This window comes from Burkholderia sp. APQ4-4ca, from assembly GCF_057837105.1.
Window position 1 is genome coordinate 1 of record NZ_JBYQCG010000098.1, and the last position, 15,467, is coordinate 15,467.

Sequence of the window (15,467 nt, forward strand, 5' to 3'; positions counted from 1 at the left end):
CGCCTCGAAGTAGCTGAACGTCGATTCGGTCTGCGTGAAGTGCAGCATCATCAGCCGGCTCGTCGCGTCGTCCACATACACCAGCAGCGTGCAGGCCGGTGCCCGTTCCTCGAACCACCGATGATCGCTGCCGTCGATCTGGATCAGCTCGCCGAGGCAAGCCCGGCGCGCTCGCGGCTGATAAACCTTCGGCGGTCGTTGCCGGCGCGGAATCCACAGCCCGGCGTCCGTCATCAGCCTTCTGACCGTTTCCTTCGACAACTGCAGCCCGTGGCATTCCCACAGCTTCTCGCAGGCCAGCGTCGGCCCGAAATCGGCGTAGCGCTCACGAATCAGGCTCAAGGCACGATGCGCCAAATCCTCGGGCAGTTGATGGTTGCTCGCGTGACCACGACGCTGCGAAATCAGCCCGACCGGGCCAGCAGCGCGATACCGGGCGACCAGCCGTTCAATCTGCCGGCGACTGATCCCGAGCCGCTCCGCGGCTCGCCAAGGCATCAGATGCTGCTCGATCACGGCTTCCACGACCTTCAGACGGTCCAGCTCCCGCATGCTCATGGTGATCAGTCCAGGTTGGCCCACGATGCGCTCCGGCAGTTCAAACCGCCGCCAGCATGCGCCGAAACCCTCGAACTACGACATTTCAACTTTGCCCAGATACGACATTACAACTTTGCTCTTACACAAAAAATGTCGATAATACGCATTATGTCAACTATCATTCGATAGCTTCTGTGCCTGCGGTCGCCGAGGCTCGAACAACGCCTCCCATACAACCGCAAGTTACTTTACGAAATCACCTTTCCAGTCGTGTCATGGTCCATTGGACATTTAATGACGCCACGTCAGGAATGGAAGATATCAAAGCGTGGGAAATTAATTTTATGGCCTGCGAATCGACAACAATCGATATCAATATTCAATAACGAGAAGTTTCAACGATCCAATTAATCCGGCCTCTGATTGCTCACTCACCTTACACAACGTGCCACGACGAGAAAACCACAAAGTGTCGTTGCGACACGCCGGCCATGCGTCGTCCGCGTGACCCCCGTCACCCACGTCGCCACGATCATTTCAAATTTCTCACCAAATCCCGACTTGGTTAGCAACGGCGAAATGAAAAATTAATCATCAAGAAAATATCTTGTAATTATAAAAACGACCTCCTAGCATCCCCCTGCTGTTCGCGACATGTCTTGTTTAAAAGTCATTACTTGATGCATTCCTCGAACAAACCCACTCATAACCTGGGGAATTACATGAAGAAACTGTCTCGACTGCTGCCCATCACCGCGATTACCGTCGCGAGTCTCAGCGCTTTTGCCCAGGCCGGCGACCAGCCGGCCGCGGTCGACAAGGCGCTGCAACTGATCCAGCAGAACCCGGCCGCCTTCAGTGTGGCTACCGGCGGCACGGCCCGCACGTTGAAGTTCGCCGGATCGCAAGCAGGCGCCCCAACCGACGGCGACCAGTTCCAGGTGCGCGACGTGATCGTCGATCCCGACGGCACCGAGCACGTGCGCTTCGATCGCTTCCATGCGGGCCTGCCCGTGATCGGCGGCGACGTGGTCGTTCATTCGAGCAACGGGCAGTTGAAGCAGGCCAGCGTGACCCAGCTCGCCCCGATCAACCTCGCCGGCACGATCGGCAAGGTCGGGAACCGCGCCGTGGTCCGCAACGCACCCGATGTCGGTGCGACGCGAGCCAGACACATCGCGGCCGCGCGCTTCAACTCGGACGTGCGCCGCGTCGACGATGCGGAACTCGTTGTGTTCGCACGCGACGTCACGCCGACGCTGGCCTACGCGGTGCGCGTCTACGGCAAGTCGACCGACACGCACGGCGACGCCGTGCTGTACTACGTCGACGCACGCACCGGCGCCGTGCTCGACGCGCAGGACCTGATCAAGACCGCCGCCGCGACCGGCACCGGCCGCTCGCTGTACTACGGCAACCTGACGCTCACGACGGACCAGACCGGCACGAACGCGTACCGGATGCTCGATCCCGGCCGCGGCGGCGGCTCGGTCTACGACGGTCGCGGCCTGACCTCGGACGAAGTCGAGCAAGCGACCGACCTGCCGATCTTCACGAGCAGCACGAACGTGTGGGGCAACAACACGACCACCGACCGGCAGACCGTCGCGGCGGACATCGACTACGGGCTCGCGTTGACTTGGGACTACTACAAGACCACGCACAATCGCAACGGCATCTTCAACGACGGTCGCGGCGTGAGAAGCTACGCACACGTGGTGTTCAATACCGGCAGCGGCACGACCGGCGCGAACGCGGCGTGGCTGTCGTCGCGCGTGATGGCGTACGGCGACGGCGAACCGGGCACGCGCCTGCCGAAGCCGGTGGTGTCGGTCGACGTCGCCGGGCACGAGATGAGTCACGGCGTGACCGAGGCCACCGCCAACCTGAACTATTCGGGTGACGCGGGCGGCCTGAACGAGGCGACGTCCGACATTTTCGGCACGCTCGTGAAGTTCTACGCGAACAACCCGAACGATCCCGGCAACTACGTGATCGGCGCGCGCGTGGTGAGCGGCGGGCTGCGCAAGATGTACAAGCAGGATCTCGACGGCCGGTCGTTCAGCTGCTACCCGTCCGGCGGCTTCTCATGGTCGAATCCGCGCCACGATCCGCACTTCACGTCGGGGGTCGGCAACCGCTTCTTCTACCTGCTGTCGGAAGGGCCGTCGGTGCCGTCGACCGACACCGGCCTGTCGAGAGCGCAACTGGTCTGCAACGGCGACACGACGTTCAGCGGGCTCGGTCGCGACAAGGCCGGCAAGATCTGGTACCGGACGCTGACCGTATACCTGAACGCCAACTCGAGCTACCCGAACGCGCGGCGTGCGTCGATCCAGGCGGCGAACGACCTGTACGGCGCGAACTCGGCCGAAAGCGCGACGGTCGCGCGCGCGTGGAGTGCTGTCGGGGTGAATTGACGGCGCTTGCGTGAACGTTGAACGCCGGAGGTCGCGTGACGGTACTTCGCTTCGGAGGAAAGCGATTCGGTCGTGGTCACGCGGCGCTCGGTGAATGACGGGAAAGTGCCGGCCGACCGCCTGCACGTGCAGACGGTCGGTCGGTGGACGGTGCGTTCTTGTGGTCGGACACCCGCTCCGGGGGCCGCTCATGTTCCAGGCGCCGGGAGATTCCTTCGTCAACGGTCCGCTGCCGCGCCTACGTCTTCCGGCGTAACTCGCATCGCTCCGCACCGCGACCCGACTATGGCTGCCCGCCCCCGCCCGACGCGCCATAGATCTGCCCGGTCACGTAGCTCGCGCGCGACGAAAGCAGTTCGACGTAGATCGACGCGATCTCGGCCGGTTGTCCCGGCCGCCCCATCGGCACCTGCTCGCCGAATGTCTCGACGTTGTGCGTCGTCTGCCCGCCGCTGACCTGCAACGGCGTCCAGAACGGCCCCGGCGCGACGCCGTTGACGCGGATGCCGCGCTGGATCATCTGCTTCGCGAGCCCCTTCGTGAAATTCGCGATCGCCGCTTTCGTCATCGCGTAGTCCAGCAGGTTCGCGGACGGGTCGTACGCATTCACCGACGTCGTATTGACGATCGCCGAACCGGCCGGCATGTGCGGAATGGCGGCCCGCGTGATCCAGAACATCGCGTAAAGGTTGGTGCGCAGCGTCCAGTCGAACTGCTCGGTGCTGATGTCGAGAATCGATTCGTGGCTCTGCTGGCGGGCCGCGTTGTTCACGAGGATGTCGAGCCCGCCGAGCGCGGCGACCGCCCGCTCGACGAGCCCGTTGCACGCCCCTTCGCTGCGGATGTCGACCGGCAGCGGCACCGCCTTGCGTCCCGCGCTGCGGATCAGCTCCACGACTTCGCGCGCATCGGGCTCTTCGTCGGGCAGATAGACGATCGCGACGTCCGCGCCCTCGCGTGCACAGGCGATCGCCACCGCGCGGCCGATGCCGGAATCCCCGCCGGTGATCAGCGCCTTGCGGCCGTCGAGGCGGCCGCTGCCGCGATAGCTGCGTTCGCCGTGATCGGGGCGCGGCGTCATGCGGCCCGCGAGGCCCGGCCACGGCTGATGCTGCTGCGGAAACGGCGCATGCGGATAGAGCGTGCGCGGATCGCGCGGCGCGGTATCGCCGGCGTCGGGCGGGACGCCGCCCGTTTGCGCGATCGTCGGCAGGGCGACGCTGGCGACCAATCCGGCCGTCGTGCCCTGCACCCATTTGCGACGCGATTCGGAAACTTCGTCTGATGACATGGTGGACTCCGGTGCGTGGATGTCGAAACGGAACGAGACGCGGCGGTTCGGCCGGCACGCGCGCTACAGCGGCCGTGGCCGATTTCCGGAATCGTCGGGCGCGTCGTGCTCTTCGGGCCACGGCTTGCCGGCCGGATCGCGCGCCTCGGTCTGGCGCGGGTCGTCCGGAACGACCTTGCGCGCCTGATCGTCCGGAAGCGTGTCGAGTTCGCCGCCGCCGGGCGCATGGCCGGGGCGCGTGGTCGATTCGCCGCCGGGCGTCGAGTGGCGCCGGTCCGGCGTGTCGGCTGCCTCGCGTGCCGCGTCGGGCGACGCGGGGTCCTGCCGTTGACTGTCGCGGGTCATGAATTTCTCCCTCTCCGGATGCTGATTGCGTTGCACCGCATCGCGCCGCAATGGGCGGTGCGGCGGCCCACCACGCTTCCAGCAAGGGACATGCCGTCGTCGGGCTGTCCCGCCCCACTGCCGCCGGAGGCCGCCGCTAAAGAAATTACAAGCGACGCGTGATCCGGCGCAGTGTCGGCAACACACGTGGCCACCCCGCTGCGAAAGCGACATGCGGCACGCGCGATGCTCGGAAGCGATATGCCGGCTGCGCGCCGGCGCCCTTTCGACGCCAAGGAGGACGATCATGAACGCGACGCACGTGACAAACGCGACACCGAACGACGACGATATGACCGACACGCCGGATATTCCGCCGCCGGCGCCCGACGACGGACGCCACGACGACCTGCCCGACTTGCCGGACCCGACCGAAGTGGGCGAAGACGGCTAGCCGTTCGCGTAAACCGCGCGGCAGGTGACGGTTTTTCGACTCCGCCGGCCGGCGCCCCGCGCTTCACCGCGTGCGTCGCCTTGCGTGCGCGACCTCGCCGGGCGGCACCGCGTCGACGTCCTGCAGCGGCTCGCCCGGAATGCGACGCTTCGTGGACTGATCGACCGGTAAATCCGCCGCCTGCTCGCCGCTGCCGCCCTCGGCATCGAGTTGCTGCTCGGCCCGCTGCCAGTATTCGTCGGCTCGGCCGTCGGGCGCGCCGTCCGCCTGCCACAGCCGATATGCACGCTCGCGAATCTGCGTTTCTCTCTCTTCGTTCATGTCGTTCTCCCTGTTTGCCATGGCAATCACCGGTCCGGCCGCGACGGCGCCGATACCGCACCGAGCGTCGACGACATCGCACCGTCGGCGGCGGTCGCCAGATCGCCGAGCGAAACGATGCCGACCAGCCGCTTCCGCCGGTCGACCACCGGCACGCGACGAATCTGTGCGTCTTCCATCTTCTTTTGCACTGCAGAAATGTCGTCGTCCTCATAACACCAGTTCGCGGGTCCGCTGACGACGCCCTCGACCGCCTCGTCGGGCGGCACGCCCATCGACACCGCGCGCACGACGATGTCCCGGTCCGTCAGCATCCCAATCAGCCGCGTGCCGTCGCATACGGGCAGCGCGCCGACATTCAGATCGCTCATCAGCCGGGCCGCCTCGCGCAGGCTCTGCGTCGGGCCGATGGTCGCGGCGTCGCGTGTCATCACTTCCGATACACATGTCATGTTTCGCTCCTTGGTCAACCGCTCATGGCGGCCTGCTGCACGAGCATCGCGCGTTCCGGCGGCCGCGCGCGTCAGTTCGCCGTCGAGCAGCGGACCGACGTCAGGCCGGCCGACTCGACGATCCGCATCAGTTGCTTCAGCATCACGTCGGCGCCGGTCGCTTCGCGCCACTGCACGAACAGTTCTTCCTCGCGCACCGCGCGCGCGGCCGCTTCGCAAAAGCCTTTCGTCCGGTATGTGAAACCCGCGTCGCGCAGCTTCGCGGCCAGTTGTTCGCGCACCGCCGAGCCCGGCGGGTACTCGATCGTGACCAGCGCGGTCCTGACACGCAGCAAACGCCGCTCGACGAACCGCAGCGGCCACACGACCAGCAGCGCGAGCACCAGCCCGAGCGCGCCGAGCGCCAACTGGCCACCGCCGATGCACAGCCCGATGACCGTCACGAACCACAGCGTCGCAGCCGTGGTAACGCCGGACACCAGGCCGTCGCGATGAAGAATCGCGCCGCCGCCGATGAAGCCCATCCCGGTCAGGATGCCGAGCGGCAGCCGCATCAGGTCGAGCACCGAGAACGCGCCCTCCGGTTTGCCCGCCTGCAGCAGCAGCGCATTGACCTGCAACATCGACAGGCACGCGGCGAGGCACACGAGGATCGTCGTGCGCAGTCCGGCCGTCTTGCCGGATTCGCTGCGGTCAAGGCCGATCAGCCCGCCCGCGACCAGCGCCAGTGCGATCCTGAAGAGAACGTCGTGCCACTGCAGTGCGACCGGCATCGGTTCCATGCGCCCTCCCGTGCAAATCATCATGTGCCTGGGCGCGAACGCCCCCGACGACGCTCGGCGGTCGCAAGGATCGGGCCTGCTTCCGGAGGATGGCGGCACGTGTAGCGGGTTGAAGGGAATTGTAGAAAGGCGTGTTGCGTCAGCACCCTGCCTCGGTGGCGGAGGTGCAGGCTGTGTGCGCGGAATGATCGCGTGTCGCCGCTCGGGACGACGGTGACTGACTGCCGCCAGGAAGATCGCCGGAGCCATCACCGGCGTGCACGGTCGGACGCGCGTGCAAAGGCTCCCCGTGTCTTCTTTCTCCGTATCCGATCAGATACGAACATCGTCTCCCCCCCCTTCCTTGACGATCCGTTCCCGATCGGGTACGAAATGACGTTACCGTTATGGGAATCCCCCCTTCGTTCCCGTACGAATACGAACTACTACCCCATCCGGCGAGTTATGCAATACTGTTCCCGATCAGATACGAAGCACGGAGAACGTCATGTCGGAATCCCAATCCGTCGACACGATCGGCGCGCTCGCCCACTTCATTCGCGCGGCGCGAATCCAGCAGGGGTTCACCCGGGACGAACTCGCGAACGCGACCGGGTTGTCGCCGAAATTCATCAGCCAGGTGGAAGCCGGCAAGCCGACCGCGCAAATCGGCAAGGTCATGCTGCTGCTGAGCGAGCTCGGCGTGCGGCTGTACGCCGAGTCGTCGATCGAGATCTCCGAGGCCACCGCGCTGAAGGCCGCGCAACGCCGCAGGAGCAGCTATGGCGGCTAGAACGCTGATCGCGTCCGCGAACGGCGTGCGCATGGGCACGCTGACCGACGACAAGGGGATCTGGTCGTTCGCGTACGACCCGCAATGGCTTGCGTCGCCGGCCGCGTATCCGCTGTCGCCGGCGTTCGCGCTGCGCACGGACGTGTTCACCGACACGTCGACCGATCGTCCGGTCCAGTGGTTCTTCGACAACTTGCTGCCCGAGGAAGGCATGCGCACGTCGCTCGCGCGCGAGGCGAAGGTCGATGCGGCCGACGCGTGGGGCCTGCTCGCGTACTTCGGCCGAGAATCGGCCGGCGCGCTGACGCTGCTGGCCGACGGCGAGCACGAAACGCCTGGCGGCCTGCAGCCGCTGCCGCTCGACGAGCTCGAGCGCCGGATCCAGGCGATGCCCGAGCGGGCGCTGACGGCCACCGCGCCCAAGCGCATGTCGGCGGCCGGCGCGCAGCAGAAGCTGCTGCTGGTGCTGCGCGGCGACGCGCCCGACTACGCGTTGTTCGAGCCCGTCGGCAGCGAACCGTCGATGCACCTGCTCAAACCCGACATGCGCGCGGCCGGCTATCCGCATTCGGCGATCAACGAGTTCTTTTGCATGCGGCTCGCGAAGAAGATGGGGCTCGACGTGCCCGACGTGCATTTCCTGCGCACGCCGTCCGCCTGCTACGTGATCGACCGGTTCGACCGCGACGTCGCATCCGAACCGGCCGGGCGCGTGCATACGATCGACGCGATGCAACTGCTCAACTACGACCGCGGTTTCAAGTACCAGCGCGCCAATGCTCAGGAACTCGCCCGCGCGATCGACCGCACCAGCACGCGCGCGCTGACACGCCTGTCGGTGTTCCGCTGGACCGTGTTCAACGTGGTGGTCGGCAATGCCGACGCGCACCTGAAGAACCTGTCGTTCTTCGTCGACGCGCGCGGCTACCGGCTCGCGCCGTTCTACGACATCGTCAGCACGGTCGTGTATCACACCCCCACGCACCGGCCCGACCATCGCGGCGATCACTGGCCGCACTGCGAGTTGACGATGCCGCTCGGGAATGCGACGCGATTTGCCGATATCGACGCAAATGCACTCGTCGCATTCGGCCAGGCGCTCGGGCTCAGGGAGAAAGCGGCCGCCAGCGAACTGCAGCGCTTTCTCGAACCGCTCGATCGTCACGTCGATCAGACGCTCGATGAAGTGCGAAACATCGCGCATCCGGACGCCGGGGAAATGCGGTTGCTGAATTCGATCGTCGCGATGCCGCTCGCGGAAATGGGGCGCGCGCTGCGGCCGACGCGCGGATAGCCTGCCGCACGCGAGTATCGAACCGCCGCCGCTATCCGCTCGGCGGCCGGCCCGGCGAACGCCTGGGCGTCAGCGGCGCACGGCAAAGGCATCGACGCCCGTCGCCGCCGCGGACCACGCCCACAGCCGCGCCGCGTCCTCCGGATCGATCGCATGCGGCCGTACGCCCGATTCCTCGTTGCCGCGCGTCACCGTCGCGACGTCGCAATCCTCGCAATAGACCCCGCCGAGATCGGCAATGCGCGGCGACGTCGCCGCCCAAACCTGGGTGGCTGCCCCCTGCGCAGGCGTCTTGAACGTCGGATCGATCGGCACGCCGTGTTCGTCGATCCAGCCCTGCGCCATCATTTCCTCGCGCGTCAGATGACGCTGCAGCGGCGTCGCGATCTTGCCGGGATGCAGCGAATACGCGCGGACGCCGAACGGCGCGCCGAGCACGTCGAGCTGCACCGCGAACAACGCGTTGGCGGTTTTCGACTGCCCGTACGCGAGCCATTTGTCGTAACCGCGCGCGAAATCGATATCGTCCCAGCGGATCGGCGACAGCCGGTGCCCGAGCGACGACACCGCGACCACGCGCGCGCCGTCGCCGTGCGCGAGCGCCGGCCACAGCCGGTTGACGAGCGCGTAGTGACCGAGGTGATTGACGGCCATCTGCGCTTCGCGACCGTCGCCGACGCGGGTTTCGGGGCACGCCATGATGCCCGCGCTGTTGATGACGACATGCACGTTGCGCCGTGCGTCGACGAACCGCGCGGCGAATGCGGCCACGCTCGCGACGTCCGCGAGATCGAGCGTCGCGATCTCCACGCCGGCGATGCCGCGCGTCGCTTCGTGCGCGGCCTCGGCGCTCCGTGCACCGACGACGACGTGCGCACCGGCCTGCGCCAGCGCACGCGTGGTTTCGAGCCCGAGACCCGAATGGCCGCCCGTGACGATGGCGGTCTTGCCGTGCAGGTCGAGACCGGCCAGTACGTCGGTCGCCGTCGATCCAGCGTCGAATCCGGAATGAAGGGGGTGCTGCCTGCTCGTCATTGAAGGCTCCTGAAATGATGCACGAAGCGCGCGGCCGCCCGTCGGCCGCGTCACTGCACGAGATCATTCTCGGGCCGCGCATCCGGACTGTGAATGCAATAGAATCCGGTTTTTCATCGAGATCGTCTGGGGATTGCGCGTGGATCCGCTATCGGAAGTGCTGTCGCTGCTGGAAACGCGCGACTCGTTTTTCACCGGCCTGCGGGCCGGCGGCCCGTGGGCGGTCGACCTTCCGCCGCCCGACGGGATCAAGTTCAACGCGGTGGTCGAAGGCACTTGCTGGCTGACCGTCGACGGTGCGGGGCCGCCCGTCCGGCTGCGCACGGGGGACTGCTTCCTGCTCGCCGCGCCGCGGGCATTTTCGCTGGCGAGCGATCCGTCGGTCGCGCCGGTGCCGGCCGCCGACGTGTACCGGCATCTCGAACGCGGGATCGCGCACTACGGCGAACCGGCCGACTGCTTTCTGATCGGCGGCCGCTTCGCGTATGAGGAAGGCATGCCGCTGCTGCTCGGCAGCCTGCCGCCCGTGGTCGTCGTGAGCGGCGACTCCGAACCGGCGGCGGTGCTGCGCTGGTCGCTGCAGCAGCTCGCACGGGAATTCGGCGCGGCGTCGCCGGGCGGATCGCTGATGGTCCGGCATCTCGGCCACATGATGCTGGTGCAGATCCTGCGGCGCTATGTGGACGCCGGCGCAAACGGCGATGTCGGGTGGCTGGCCGGGTTCGCGGATGCGCGGGTCAGCGCGGCGCTGGCCGCGATTCACGCCGCGCCCGAGCGACGGTGGACCGTCGACGCGCTGGCGGCCTGCTGCCACGTGTCGCGCTCGACGTTCGCGCTGCATTTCAAGCGGCGGCTCGGGTTCGGGCCGCTCGAATACGTGCTGCGCTGGCGGATACAGTTGGCGATGCGCGAACTGCGTCGCTCGAACGCGTCGATCTCGGCGATCGCGCAGCGGCTCGGCTACGACTCGGATAGCGCGTTCGGCCATGCGTTCAAACGCATCGTGGGTTGCTCGCCGCGCGCCTATCGTCATGACGTGACGAAAGAACCGGGCAACTAGCGTCGTGACCGCCCTCGTCAGGCACGTGGTGGTGCGAATCCGTCAACGTCACGCATTCGCATGACGATCATCAGGATAAGTATTCTTATCACAATACGTCGATTTCATTTCAAAACTCGGCCCTGCGGCAAGCAGGCATGCGCAATTCGCCGTCGATGTGCTGCGGCAGCCTCGGCAGGTCGAAGATCGGGCACACCGCTTCGACCGCCTGATGCAATGCACGGATGGCCTCTGGTGACACGATGTCCAGCGCATGGCGGAGGGTGTGCGGGCGCGCCCTCGTCGAACCGCTGCGTTGGGCTGATCGACCGTCGGTTCTCGCCGTCAGGTCCGCCGCGGTGCGATCACGCGAGGCGGTATCGCGCGGAATCGAACCGCCCTGCGCCCGTGCGGGAACCGCGCGTCATCGCCCGATCGGCAAACCGGTCGGTTCGATCCAGCCGAGCTTGTACGCGATCAGCAGCGACAGAAACAGCGTGACCGACAATCCGACGCGCGCGGCGAGCGACCACGCCATCCGCTTCGATTTGCCGCGATCGTGATTCATGAAGTACAGCGCGAAGATCAGGCTCGCGATGATCATCGCGAATGCCACAGAAACCAGCAGGGTTTTCATTGCCGTTGCCTTTGAAGATCCGAATCGGCCTGAATCAGTTCGGCCAGTTTTTGCCGCTCGTCGGCGACGCCGCCGACGCCCGATGCCGGCCAGTCCAGCGCGACGCCGTTGCCGAGCGAATCGCGCACGAGTGCCTGGTAGCGCCGGTCGTTGATCGTGCCGTCCACCATCGTGTCCGAGATCTCGCGCCGGAACGGCAGCGGGAAACTCGTGTACGCGCGCGACAGCGCCGCATATTGTCTCGCATCGATCTCTTTCGACGAGGGTATGACGGTCCAGATCACCACGGCGACGATGGCCGTGAACGGGATCGCCGTGTAGCGAAGGATGAACTTGATCGGGGTCATGAAGCGGTGAGCAGAAGGGAATCGCGAGCGAGCGCCGCGGCGAAACAGCCAGCCGGCGGCACGTCGCATCATTGTACTGAAAGCACCATCCCGCCAACAGAGTATGATAATGACATTATCATGTTCATCACATGATTCGACAGCCCCGGAATCCGGCGCAAGCAGCGTGCCAGTCACGCCGTTCGCACCGGTTTTCGGCCTGTACCCGCGAATCCGCGACGATCGAGCGAAGCCCTTATGCCAGCGCAGTACTTTCGAAACCTGACGGGAAAACACCGCAGCGCGACCGCGAACCGCCAGCTCGGGTTTTCGCTCGCGTTCGTGGCCGGCGCAACCAATGCCGGTGGCTTTTTGGCGGTCAAGCAATACACGTCGCACATGAGCGGCATCGTGTCGGCGATCGCCGACCAGACGGCGCTCGGCGACGTGCAGCTCGCGCTCGCCGGCATCAGCTCGCTGGGGTCGTTCCTGATCGGCGCCGGTTGCTCGGCGATCCTCGTCAACTGGGGGCGCCGCCGCGGGCTGCACAGCCAGTTCATGCTGCCGCTGCTGGTCGAGGCCGCGTTGCTGTTGCTGTTCGGGCTGCTCGGCAGCCACCTCGCGCTGTGGGAAACGTTCTTCGTACCGGTGACCGTGACACTGCTGTGCTTCATCATGGGGCTGCAGAACGCGACGATCACGAAGTTGTCCGGCGCGGAAATCCGCACGACGCACGTCACGGGCATCGTGACCGATCTCGGCATCGAACTCGGCAAGCTGTTCTACTGGAACCGGTCGGCCATCGACGTCGACGCGCACGCAGTGATCGCCAACCGTTCGAAACTGAGGATCCACGCGACGATGCTCGCGTCGTTCTTCGTCGGCGGCCTGGCCGGCGCCATCGGGTTCAAGCACGTGGGCTACGTGTCGACCGTGCCGCTCGCCGCGGTGCTCGTCACGCTCGCCATCGTGCCGGTGCTCGACGACCTGTTCGCGCTACTGCGCAGCAAGCGCTGATCATGCGCCACGGGCGACGCTTGCGGCGATTCCGGTGATCGGGCCGAAAGCGCATCGATTATAATTTGATTAACATACCGACCACTCTCGCCCCGTCATGGAAACGAAAACCGCCCGCCTGACCGTCCTGATCGATCCCGCGAAGAAGGAAGCCTTCGAGTTGCTCTGCGCGGAGCAGGATCTTACGCCGTCGCAAGTCGTGCGGCAGTTGATCCGCGAATATCTCGACCGGCACGGCGTCACCTACAAGACCCGCAGCGCGATCGGCAAGCGCGCGAAGTAAGCGCGACCGCCAAGGCGCGCGGCGCCTCCCGGCCACAGTTACGCGCCGATCTCCCAGCGTTCGTGCGACTGCGCACGCCACACCAGCCGCCGCGGATCGATACCCTCGCCGTGCTTCATGCGCCTCGCGGTGGCGGCCAGCTTCAGTTCGCCGGCCTGCGGGCACGCAAGCGCCCGCTCCAGCAGGAGACGCAACGACGGCAGCCGGCTGCCGTCCTTCCATGCGAATACAATGAAGTTGTTGTCGTCGCCGCACGGCACCAGCGCATACGACGAACCGAATATCGATCGCAACTGTTCGAGGTGCCGCGGCAATGCCGGATCGTCGTCCATGAAGTTGATCGCGAGCACGCCGGCTTCGCTCAGGCGCGCGTGGCACGCATCGAGAAATGTGCTGCCCGTGCAGCGGCCGCGCATACCGTCGGCGACGAATGCATCGTGCAGGATCACGTCCGTGCGCACGTCCGCTCGCTCCAGATGATCGGCGCCATCGGCGCATACCACCCGAAAGCGCGCGTCGTCGGCAGGAATCCTGAACACGTCGCGCAGCGCGATCACGTCTGGATTGATCTCGATCGCGTCGATCGACGTGCCGGGCAGGTGACGGTAGCAGTACTTCGCGAGCGACCCGCCGCCCAGCCCGAGCATGCAGATGTGTGCGGGCTCGGGCTGCAACAGCAGAAAGCCCATCATCACGCGCGTATAGCCGAGCGCGAGCCGCACCGGATCGCGCAGCGACATGAAGCTCTGGGTGCCGAGATGATCGAAGTGCAGCGAGACCGCGTGCTGCGTCTCCAGCACGAACGGCCGGCCGTCGTTCAGCGGCGTCGCCAGGAACCTGACGAACGCGTCGTAGGAAGTTCGATCCTCGGCCATGTGCAGGTAATCGGCTGAAACGGCAGCGGATGAAAACGCGGATGCAACGGTCGCCTGAACCGTGCGCTCAAACCTTCTTCAGGTAGCACGCCTTCAGCATGAAGCCACCCATGTCGGTCTTGCAGTCGACTTCGTGATCGCCGCCGACGAGCCGGATGCTCTTCACCTTGGTGCCCATCTTCAGCGTGATCGACGAACCCTTCACCCGCAAGTCCTTGATCAGCACGACCGAATCGCCGTCCGACAGCACGTTGCCGTTCGCGTCCTTGACGACGTCGCCTGCCGGTTCGTCGCCAGCCTCGGCACCCGCGTCGGCCGACCATTCATGGCCGCAGTCCGCGCACACGGTCAGCGCGCCGTCGGGGTAAGTGTTTTCCATCGCGCATTGCGGGCAGGCAGGGGCGTTCATTGCAGCTTCCATTCGGGAGGGATTCGGGTCGATCGACGATGCCGGGCGAGCATATTGTGCGCCCGGAGGCGCGGCGGCTCGCCTCGCCGGCAGTGCCGCGGGCCGGCGAGGCGCACACGGCATTATAATGCAATTCACATCTTCTGGTCGATGCATTATAATCGTCCACTTCCGACAATCCGCGAATTTGCATGCGCCTTCGCAGCGGATGTCGGCACGTTCGCGCCGAATGGCGCGCGCGATCCGCCCGGCCGGCGCCCCGCGATCCTGCGGGAAATCGCGATAGGCCGGCCGCCCGATGTCCGCAACGCGTGCGCAACCGCGCACGTGCATGTCGCGCACCGCCCCGCCCACTTGTCCGGAGGCTTTCCAGCATCGTGGCAACCGTTGTGTACGTTGAAATCGGCCCCGCATGGAACCGTAATCGCGGCCGCGCCGCGCGCGACGCGGCGGTCGACGCGGCACGCCGTTTCGACAGCGACATCCAGCTGATCGCGAACGGGCACCGCAGCAACGCAAAAGACAGCGGCGCGATCGCGTCGCTGCAGGTTCACGGCGGCACGTCGGCGCAGGTGCTCGCCACCGGCCCCGACGAGGAAGCGGCGCTGCACGCGCTGCTGCCGTTGCTGCAAGCAAGCTGACGCTTGCGCCGCCGATCCCGCGGCCACGCGCCGTCCATCCCGAAACGCCATTTCCCGAGGAAGCGATGAACGACACTCTCCCGCCCAACACCCCCAACCTGTCGGCTTCCGCGATCTGGGCGCTCGAACGCCTCGCCGATGTTCGCTACGGCCGCGACGCGCCGGCGCTCGGCTGGTCGGTCGAGCAGGAACTCGTCGGCGCGGGCTTCGTCAGCCAGGCGGCGAACGGACGCTCCGGTGCGTCGATCACCGCGCACGGTCGCAATTTCCTGAAGAGCCGCAAGTAGCCCCTGCCGGCGCGGGCGCGATTCCGCGTGATACGTCACGCGCGGGCGCGCCGATGGCCGTCGTCGGGGGAAGGGCCGACTGCTCGCCGCAGCCGGTGTTCGCGAAGGCGTTCACTACAGGCGTTCGCCACACGGCGCCGAATGGCCCGCATTCGTCGAGCGCCTCGCGTGACGCGGTCGACCGCGACGTCGTCACGCGAGCCGGTCGTGAGGGCTCCGCCGGCCGCCGGGCCAACCGTGCGACGCGGTCGCGGGCCCATGCGGACGC

Annotated in this window: 20 protein-coding genes; 9 read left to right on the top strand and 11 right to left on the bottom strand. The window is 66.2% G+C overall.

From position 1 onward, the window contains the following. Positions 1–558: ISNCY family transposase (locus AC3IFE_RS11300; RefSeq protein ID WP_489190619.1), on the bottom strand; the 558-nt coding region annotated here is incomplete at its 3' end. Positions 559–1,262: 704 nt separating this feature from the next. Between AC3IFE_RS11300 and AC3IFE_RS11305 the strand changes: the two genes are divergently transcribed. Next, positions 1,263–2,960, top strand: a complete 1,698-nt coding sequence (locus tag AC3IFE_RS11305) for a M4 family metallopeptidase (RefSeq protein ID WP_489190572.1) — start codon at positions 1,263–1,265, stop codon at positions 2,958–2,960. 283 nt (positions 2,961–3,243) lie between these two features. Here the strand turns inward: AC3IFE_RS11305 and AC3IFE_RS11310 are convergent, their stop codons facing one another. Both AC3IFE_RS11310 and AC3IFE_RS11315 read right to left on the bottom strand, forming a co-directional pair. Then, the gene (locus AC3IFE_RS11310; RefSeq protein ID WP_089471301.1) at positions 3,244–4,251 is read right to left on the bottom strand and encodes an SDR family oxidoreductase; all 1,008 of its coding nucleotides are present in this window, start codon (positions 4,249–4,251) and stop codon (positions 3,244–3,246) included. 63 nt (positions 4,252–4,314) lie between these two features. Beyond that, positions 4,315–4,596: a hypothetical protein gene (locus AC3IFE_RS11315; protein ID WP_489190573.1), complete on the bottom strand. Its 282-nt coding sequence runs from the start codon at positions 4,594–4,596 to the stop codon at positions 4,315–4,317. Between the two features lie 286 nt (positions 4,597–4,882). Here AC3IFE_RS11315 and AC3IFE_RS11320 point away from each other — a divergent pair, with 286 nt between their 5' ends. After that, positions 4,883–5,029 (top strand): hypothetical protein, encoded by a 147-nt coding sequence (locus AC3IFE_RS11320; RefSeq protein ID WP_489190574.1) that lies wholly within the window; start codon positions 4,883–4,885, stop codon positions 5,027–5,029. Positions 5,030–5,092: 63 nt separating this feature from the next. On the opposite strand, the gene AC3IFE_RS11325 is transcribed toward AC3IFE_RS11320, so the two are convergent. The 3 genes from AC3IFE_RS11325 to AC3IFE_RS11335 form a co-directional block, all read right to left on the bottom strand. Then, positions 5,093–5,350: a DUF2934 domain-containing protein gene (locus AC3IFE_RS11325; RefSeq protein ID WP_489190575.1), complete on the bottom strand. Its 258-nt coding sequence runs from the start codon at positions 5,348–5,350 to the stop codon at positions 5,093–5,095. A gap of 26 nt (positions 5,351–5,376) precedes the next feature. Further along, positions 5,377–5,802, bottom strand: a complete 426-nt coding sequence (locus tag AC3IFE_RS11330) for a CBS domain-containing protein (RefSeq protein WP_489190620.1) — start codon at positions 5,800–5,802, stop codon at positions 5,377–5,379. A gap of 71 nt (positions 5,803–5,873) precedes the next feature. Then, a complete protein-coding gene (locus tag AC3IFE_RS11335; protein ID WP_089471297.1) occupies positions 5,874–6,584 on the bottom strand; it encodes an MgtC/SapB family protein in 711 nt (236 codons plus the stop codon). 487 nt (positions 6,585–7,071) lie between these two features. On the opposite strand from AC3IFE_RS11335, the gene AC3IFE_RS11340 reads away from it, so the two are divergent. Together AC3IFE_RS11340 and AC3IFE_RS11345 are read left to right on the top strand one after the other, a co-directional pair. Beyond that, a complete protein-coding gene (locus AC3IFE_RS11340; RefSeq protein ID WP_050017827.1) occupies positions 7,072–7,356 on the top strand; it encodes a helix-turn-helix domain-containing protein in 285 nt (94 codons plus the stop codon). Beyond that, the gene (locus tag AC3IFE_RS11345) at positions 7,346–8,650 is read left to right on the top strand and encodes a HipA domain-containing protein (protein ID WP_301736947.1); all 1,305 of its coding nucleotides are present in this window, start codon (positions 7,346–7,348) and stop codon (positions 8,648–8,650) included. The genes AC3IFE_RS11340 and AC3IFE_RS11345 overlap by 11 nt, the downstream gene beginning before the upstream one ends. 69 nt (positions 8,651–8,719) lie before the next feature. Here AC3IFE_RS11345 and AC3IFE_RS11350 read toward each other — a convergent pair whose 3' ends face one another. Beyond that, a complete protein-coding gene (locus AC3IFE_RS11350) occupies positions 8,720–9,685 on the bottom strand; it encodes an SDR family NAD(P)-dependent oxidoreductase (RefSeq protein WP_489190576.1) in 966 nt (321 codons plus the stop codon). A 139-nt stretch (positions 9,686–9,824) separates the two neighbouring features. On the opposite strand from AC3IFE_RS11350, the gene AC3IFE_RS11355 reads away from it, so the two are divergent. Then, positions 9,825–10,745, top strand: a complete 921-nt coding sequence (locus AC3IFE_RS11355; RefSeq protein ID WP_489190577.1) for an AraC family transcriptional regulator — start codon at positions 9,825–9,827, stop codon at positions 10,743–10,745. Positions 10,746–11,148: 403 nt separating this feature from the next. Here the strand turns inward: AC3IFE_RS11355 and AC3IFE_RS11360 are convergent, their stop codons facing one another. Together AC3IFE_RS11360 and AC3IFE_RS11365 are read right to left on the bottom strand one after the other, a co-directional pair. Continuing rightward, entirely contained in the window at positions 11,149–11,361 is a 213-nt protein-coding gene (locus AC3IFE_RS11360; protein WP_006489184.1) for a twin transmembrane helix small protein, read from the bottom strand. Beyond that, a complete protein-coding gene (locus tag AC3IFE_RS11365; protein ID WP_489190621.1) occupies positions 11,358–11,708 on the bottom strand; it encodes a hypothetical protein in 351 nt (116 codons plus the stop codon). Before AC3IFE_RS11365 ends, AC3IFE_RS11360 begins: the two co-directional genes overlap by 4 nt. 237 nt (positions 11,709–11,945) lie before the next feature. On the opposite strand from AC3IFE_RS11365, the gene AC3IFE_RS11370 reads away from it, so the two are divergent. Together AC3IFE_RS11370 and AC3IFE_RS11375 are read left to right on the top strand one after the other, a co-directional pair. Next, positions 11,946–12,704, top strand: coding sequence for a YoaK family protein (locus AC3IFE_RS11370; RefSeq protein WP_089471293.1), 759 nt, complete (start codon positions 11,946–11,948; stop codon positions 12,702–12,704). Between the two features lie 97 nt (positions 12,705–12,801). Continuing rightward, positions 12,802–12,987: a ribbon-helix-helix protein, CopG family gene (locus tag AC3IFE_RS11375; RefSeq protein ID WP_089471292.1), complete on the top strand. Its 186-nt coding sequence runs from the start codon at positions 12,802–12,804 to the stop codon at positions 12,985–12,987. A 38-nt stretch (positions 12,988–13,025) separates the two neighbouring features. Here the strand turns inward: AC3IFE_RS11375 and AC3IFE_RS11380 are convergent, their stop codons facing one another. Together AC3IFE_RS11380 and AC3IFE_RS11385 are read right to left on the bottom strand one after the other, a co-directional pair. Then, positions 13,026–13,862, bottom strand: coding sequence for a spermine/spermidine synthase domain-containing protein (locus AC3IFE_RS11380; protein WP_489190578.1), 837 nt, complete (start codon positions 13,860–13,862; stop codon positions 13,026–13,028). Positions 13,863–13,929: 67 nt separating this feature from the next. Further along, positions 13,930–14,283, bottom strand: coding sequence for a zinc ribbon domain-containing protein YjdM (locus AC3IFE_RS11385; protein WP_006498247.1), 354 nt, complete (start codon positions 14,281–14,283; stop codon positions 13,930–13,932). 365 nt (positions 14,284–14,648) lie between these two features. Between AC3IFE_RS11385 and AC3IFE_RS11390 the strand changes: the two genes are divergently transcribed. Then, a complete protein-coding gene (locus AC3IFE_RS11390) occupies positions 14,649–14,912 on the top strand; it encodes an HPr family phosphocarrier protein (protein ID WP_069616931.1) in 264 nt (87 codons plus the stop codon). Between the two features lie 65 nt (positions 14,913–14,977). Beyond that, entirely contained in the window at positions 14,978–15,199 is a 222-nt protein-coding gene (locus AC3IFE_RS11395) for a hypothetical protein (RefSeq protein WP_489190580.1), read from the top strand. Positions 15,200–15,467 lie beyond the last annotated feature (268 nt).

What these genes read in the sequence shown, in the direction of transcription:
- AC3IFE_RS11305 (WP_489190572.1), top strand. Translation starts at nt 1,263, where the DNA reads ATGAAGAAACTGTCTCGACTGCTGCCCATCACCGCGATTACCGTCGCG.
- AC3IFE_RS11310 (WP_089471301.1), bottom strand. Translation starts at nt 4,251, where the DNA reads ATGTCATCAGACGAAGTTTCCGAATCGCGTCGCAAATGGGTGCAGGGC.
- AC3IFE_RS11315 (WP_489190573.1), bottom strand. Translation starts at nt 4,596, where the DNA reads ATGACCCGCGACAGTCAACGGCAGGACCCCGCGTCGCCCGACGCGGCA.
- AC3IFE_RS11320 (WP_489190574.1), top strand. Translation starts at nt 4,883, where the DNA reads ATGAACGCGACGCACGTGACAAACGCGACACCGAACGACGACGATATG.
- AC3IFE_RS11325 (WP_489190575.1), bottom strand. Translation starts at nt 5,350, where the DNA reads ATGAACGAAGAGAGAGAAACGCAGATTCGCGAGCGTGCATATCGGCTG.
- AC3IFE_RS11330 (WP_489190620.1), bottom strand. Translation starts at nt 5,802, where the DNA reads ATGACATGTGTATCGGAAGTGATGACACGCGACGCCGCGACCATCGGC.
- AC3IFE_RS11335 (WP_089471297.1), bottom strand. Translation starts at nt 6,584, where the DNA reads ATGGAACCGATGCCGGTCGCACTGCAGTGGCACGACGTTCTCTTCAGG.
- AC3IFE_RS11340 (WP_050017827.1), top strand. Translation starts at nt 7,072, where the DNA reads ATGTCGGAATCCCAATCCGTCGACACGATCGGCGCGCTCGCCCACTTC.
- AC3IFE_RS11345 (WP_301736947.1), top strand. Translation starts at nt 7,346, where the DNA reads ATGGCGGCTAGAACGCTGATCGCGTCCGCGAACGGCGTGCGCATGGGC.
- AC3IFE_RS11350 (WP_489190576.1), bottom strand. Translation starts at nt 9,685, where the DNA reads ATGACGAGCAGGCAGCACCCCCTTCATTCCGGATTCGACGCTGGATCG.
- AC3IFE_RS11360 (WP_006489184.1), bottom strand. Translation starts at nt 11,361, where the DNA reads ATGAAAACCCTGCTGGTTTCTGTGGCATTCGCGATGATCATCGCGAGC.
- AC3IFE_RS11365 (WP_489190621.1), bottom strand. Translation starts at nt 11,708, where the DNA reads ATGACCCCGATCAAGTTCATCCTTCGCTACACGGCGATCCCGTTCACG.
- AC3IFE_RS11370 (WP_089471293.1), top strand. Translation starts at nt 11,946, where the DNA reads ATGCCAGCGCAGTACTTTCGAAACCTGACGGGAAAACACCGCAGCGCG.
- AC3IFE_RS11375 (WP_089471292.1), top strand. Translation starts at nt 12,802, where the DNA reads ATGGAAACGAAAACCGCCCGCCTGACCGTCCTGATCGATCCCGCGAAG.
- AC3IFE_RS11380 (WP_489190578.1), bottom strand. Translation starts at nt 13,862, where the DNA reads ATGGCCGAGGATCGAACTTCCTACGACGCGTTCGTCAGGTTCCTGGCG.
- AC3IFE_RS11385 (WP_006498247.1), bottom strand. Translation starts at nt 14,283, where the DNA reads ATGGAAGCTGCAATGAACGCCCCTGCCTGCCCGCAATGCGCGATGGAA.
- AC3IFE_RS11395 (WP_489190580.1), top strand. Translation starts at nt 14,978, where the DNA reads ATGAACGACACTCTCCCGCCCAACACCCCCAACCTGTCGGCTTCCGCG.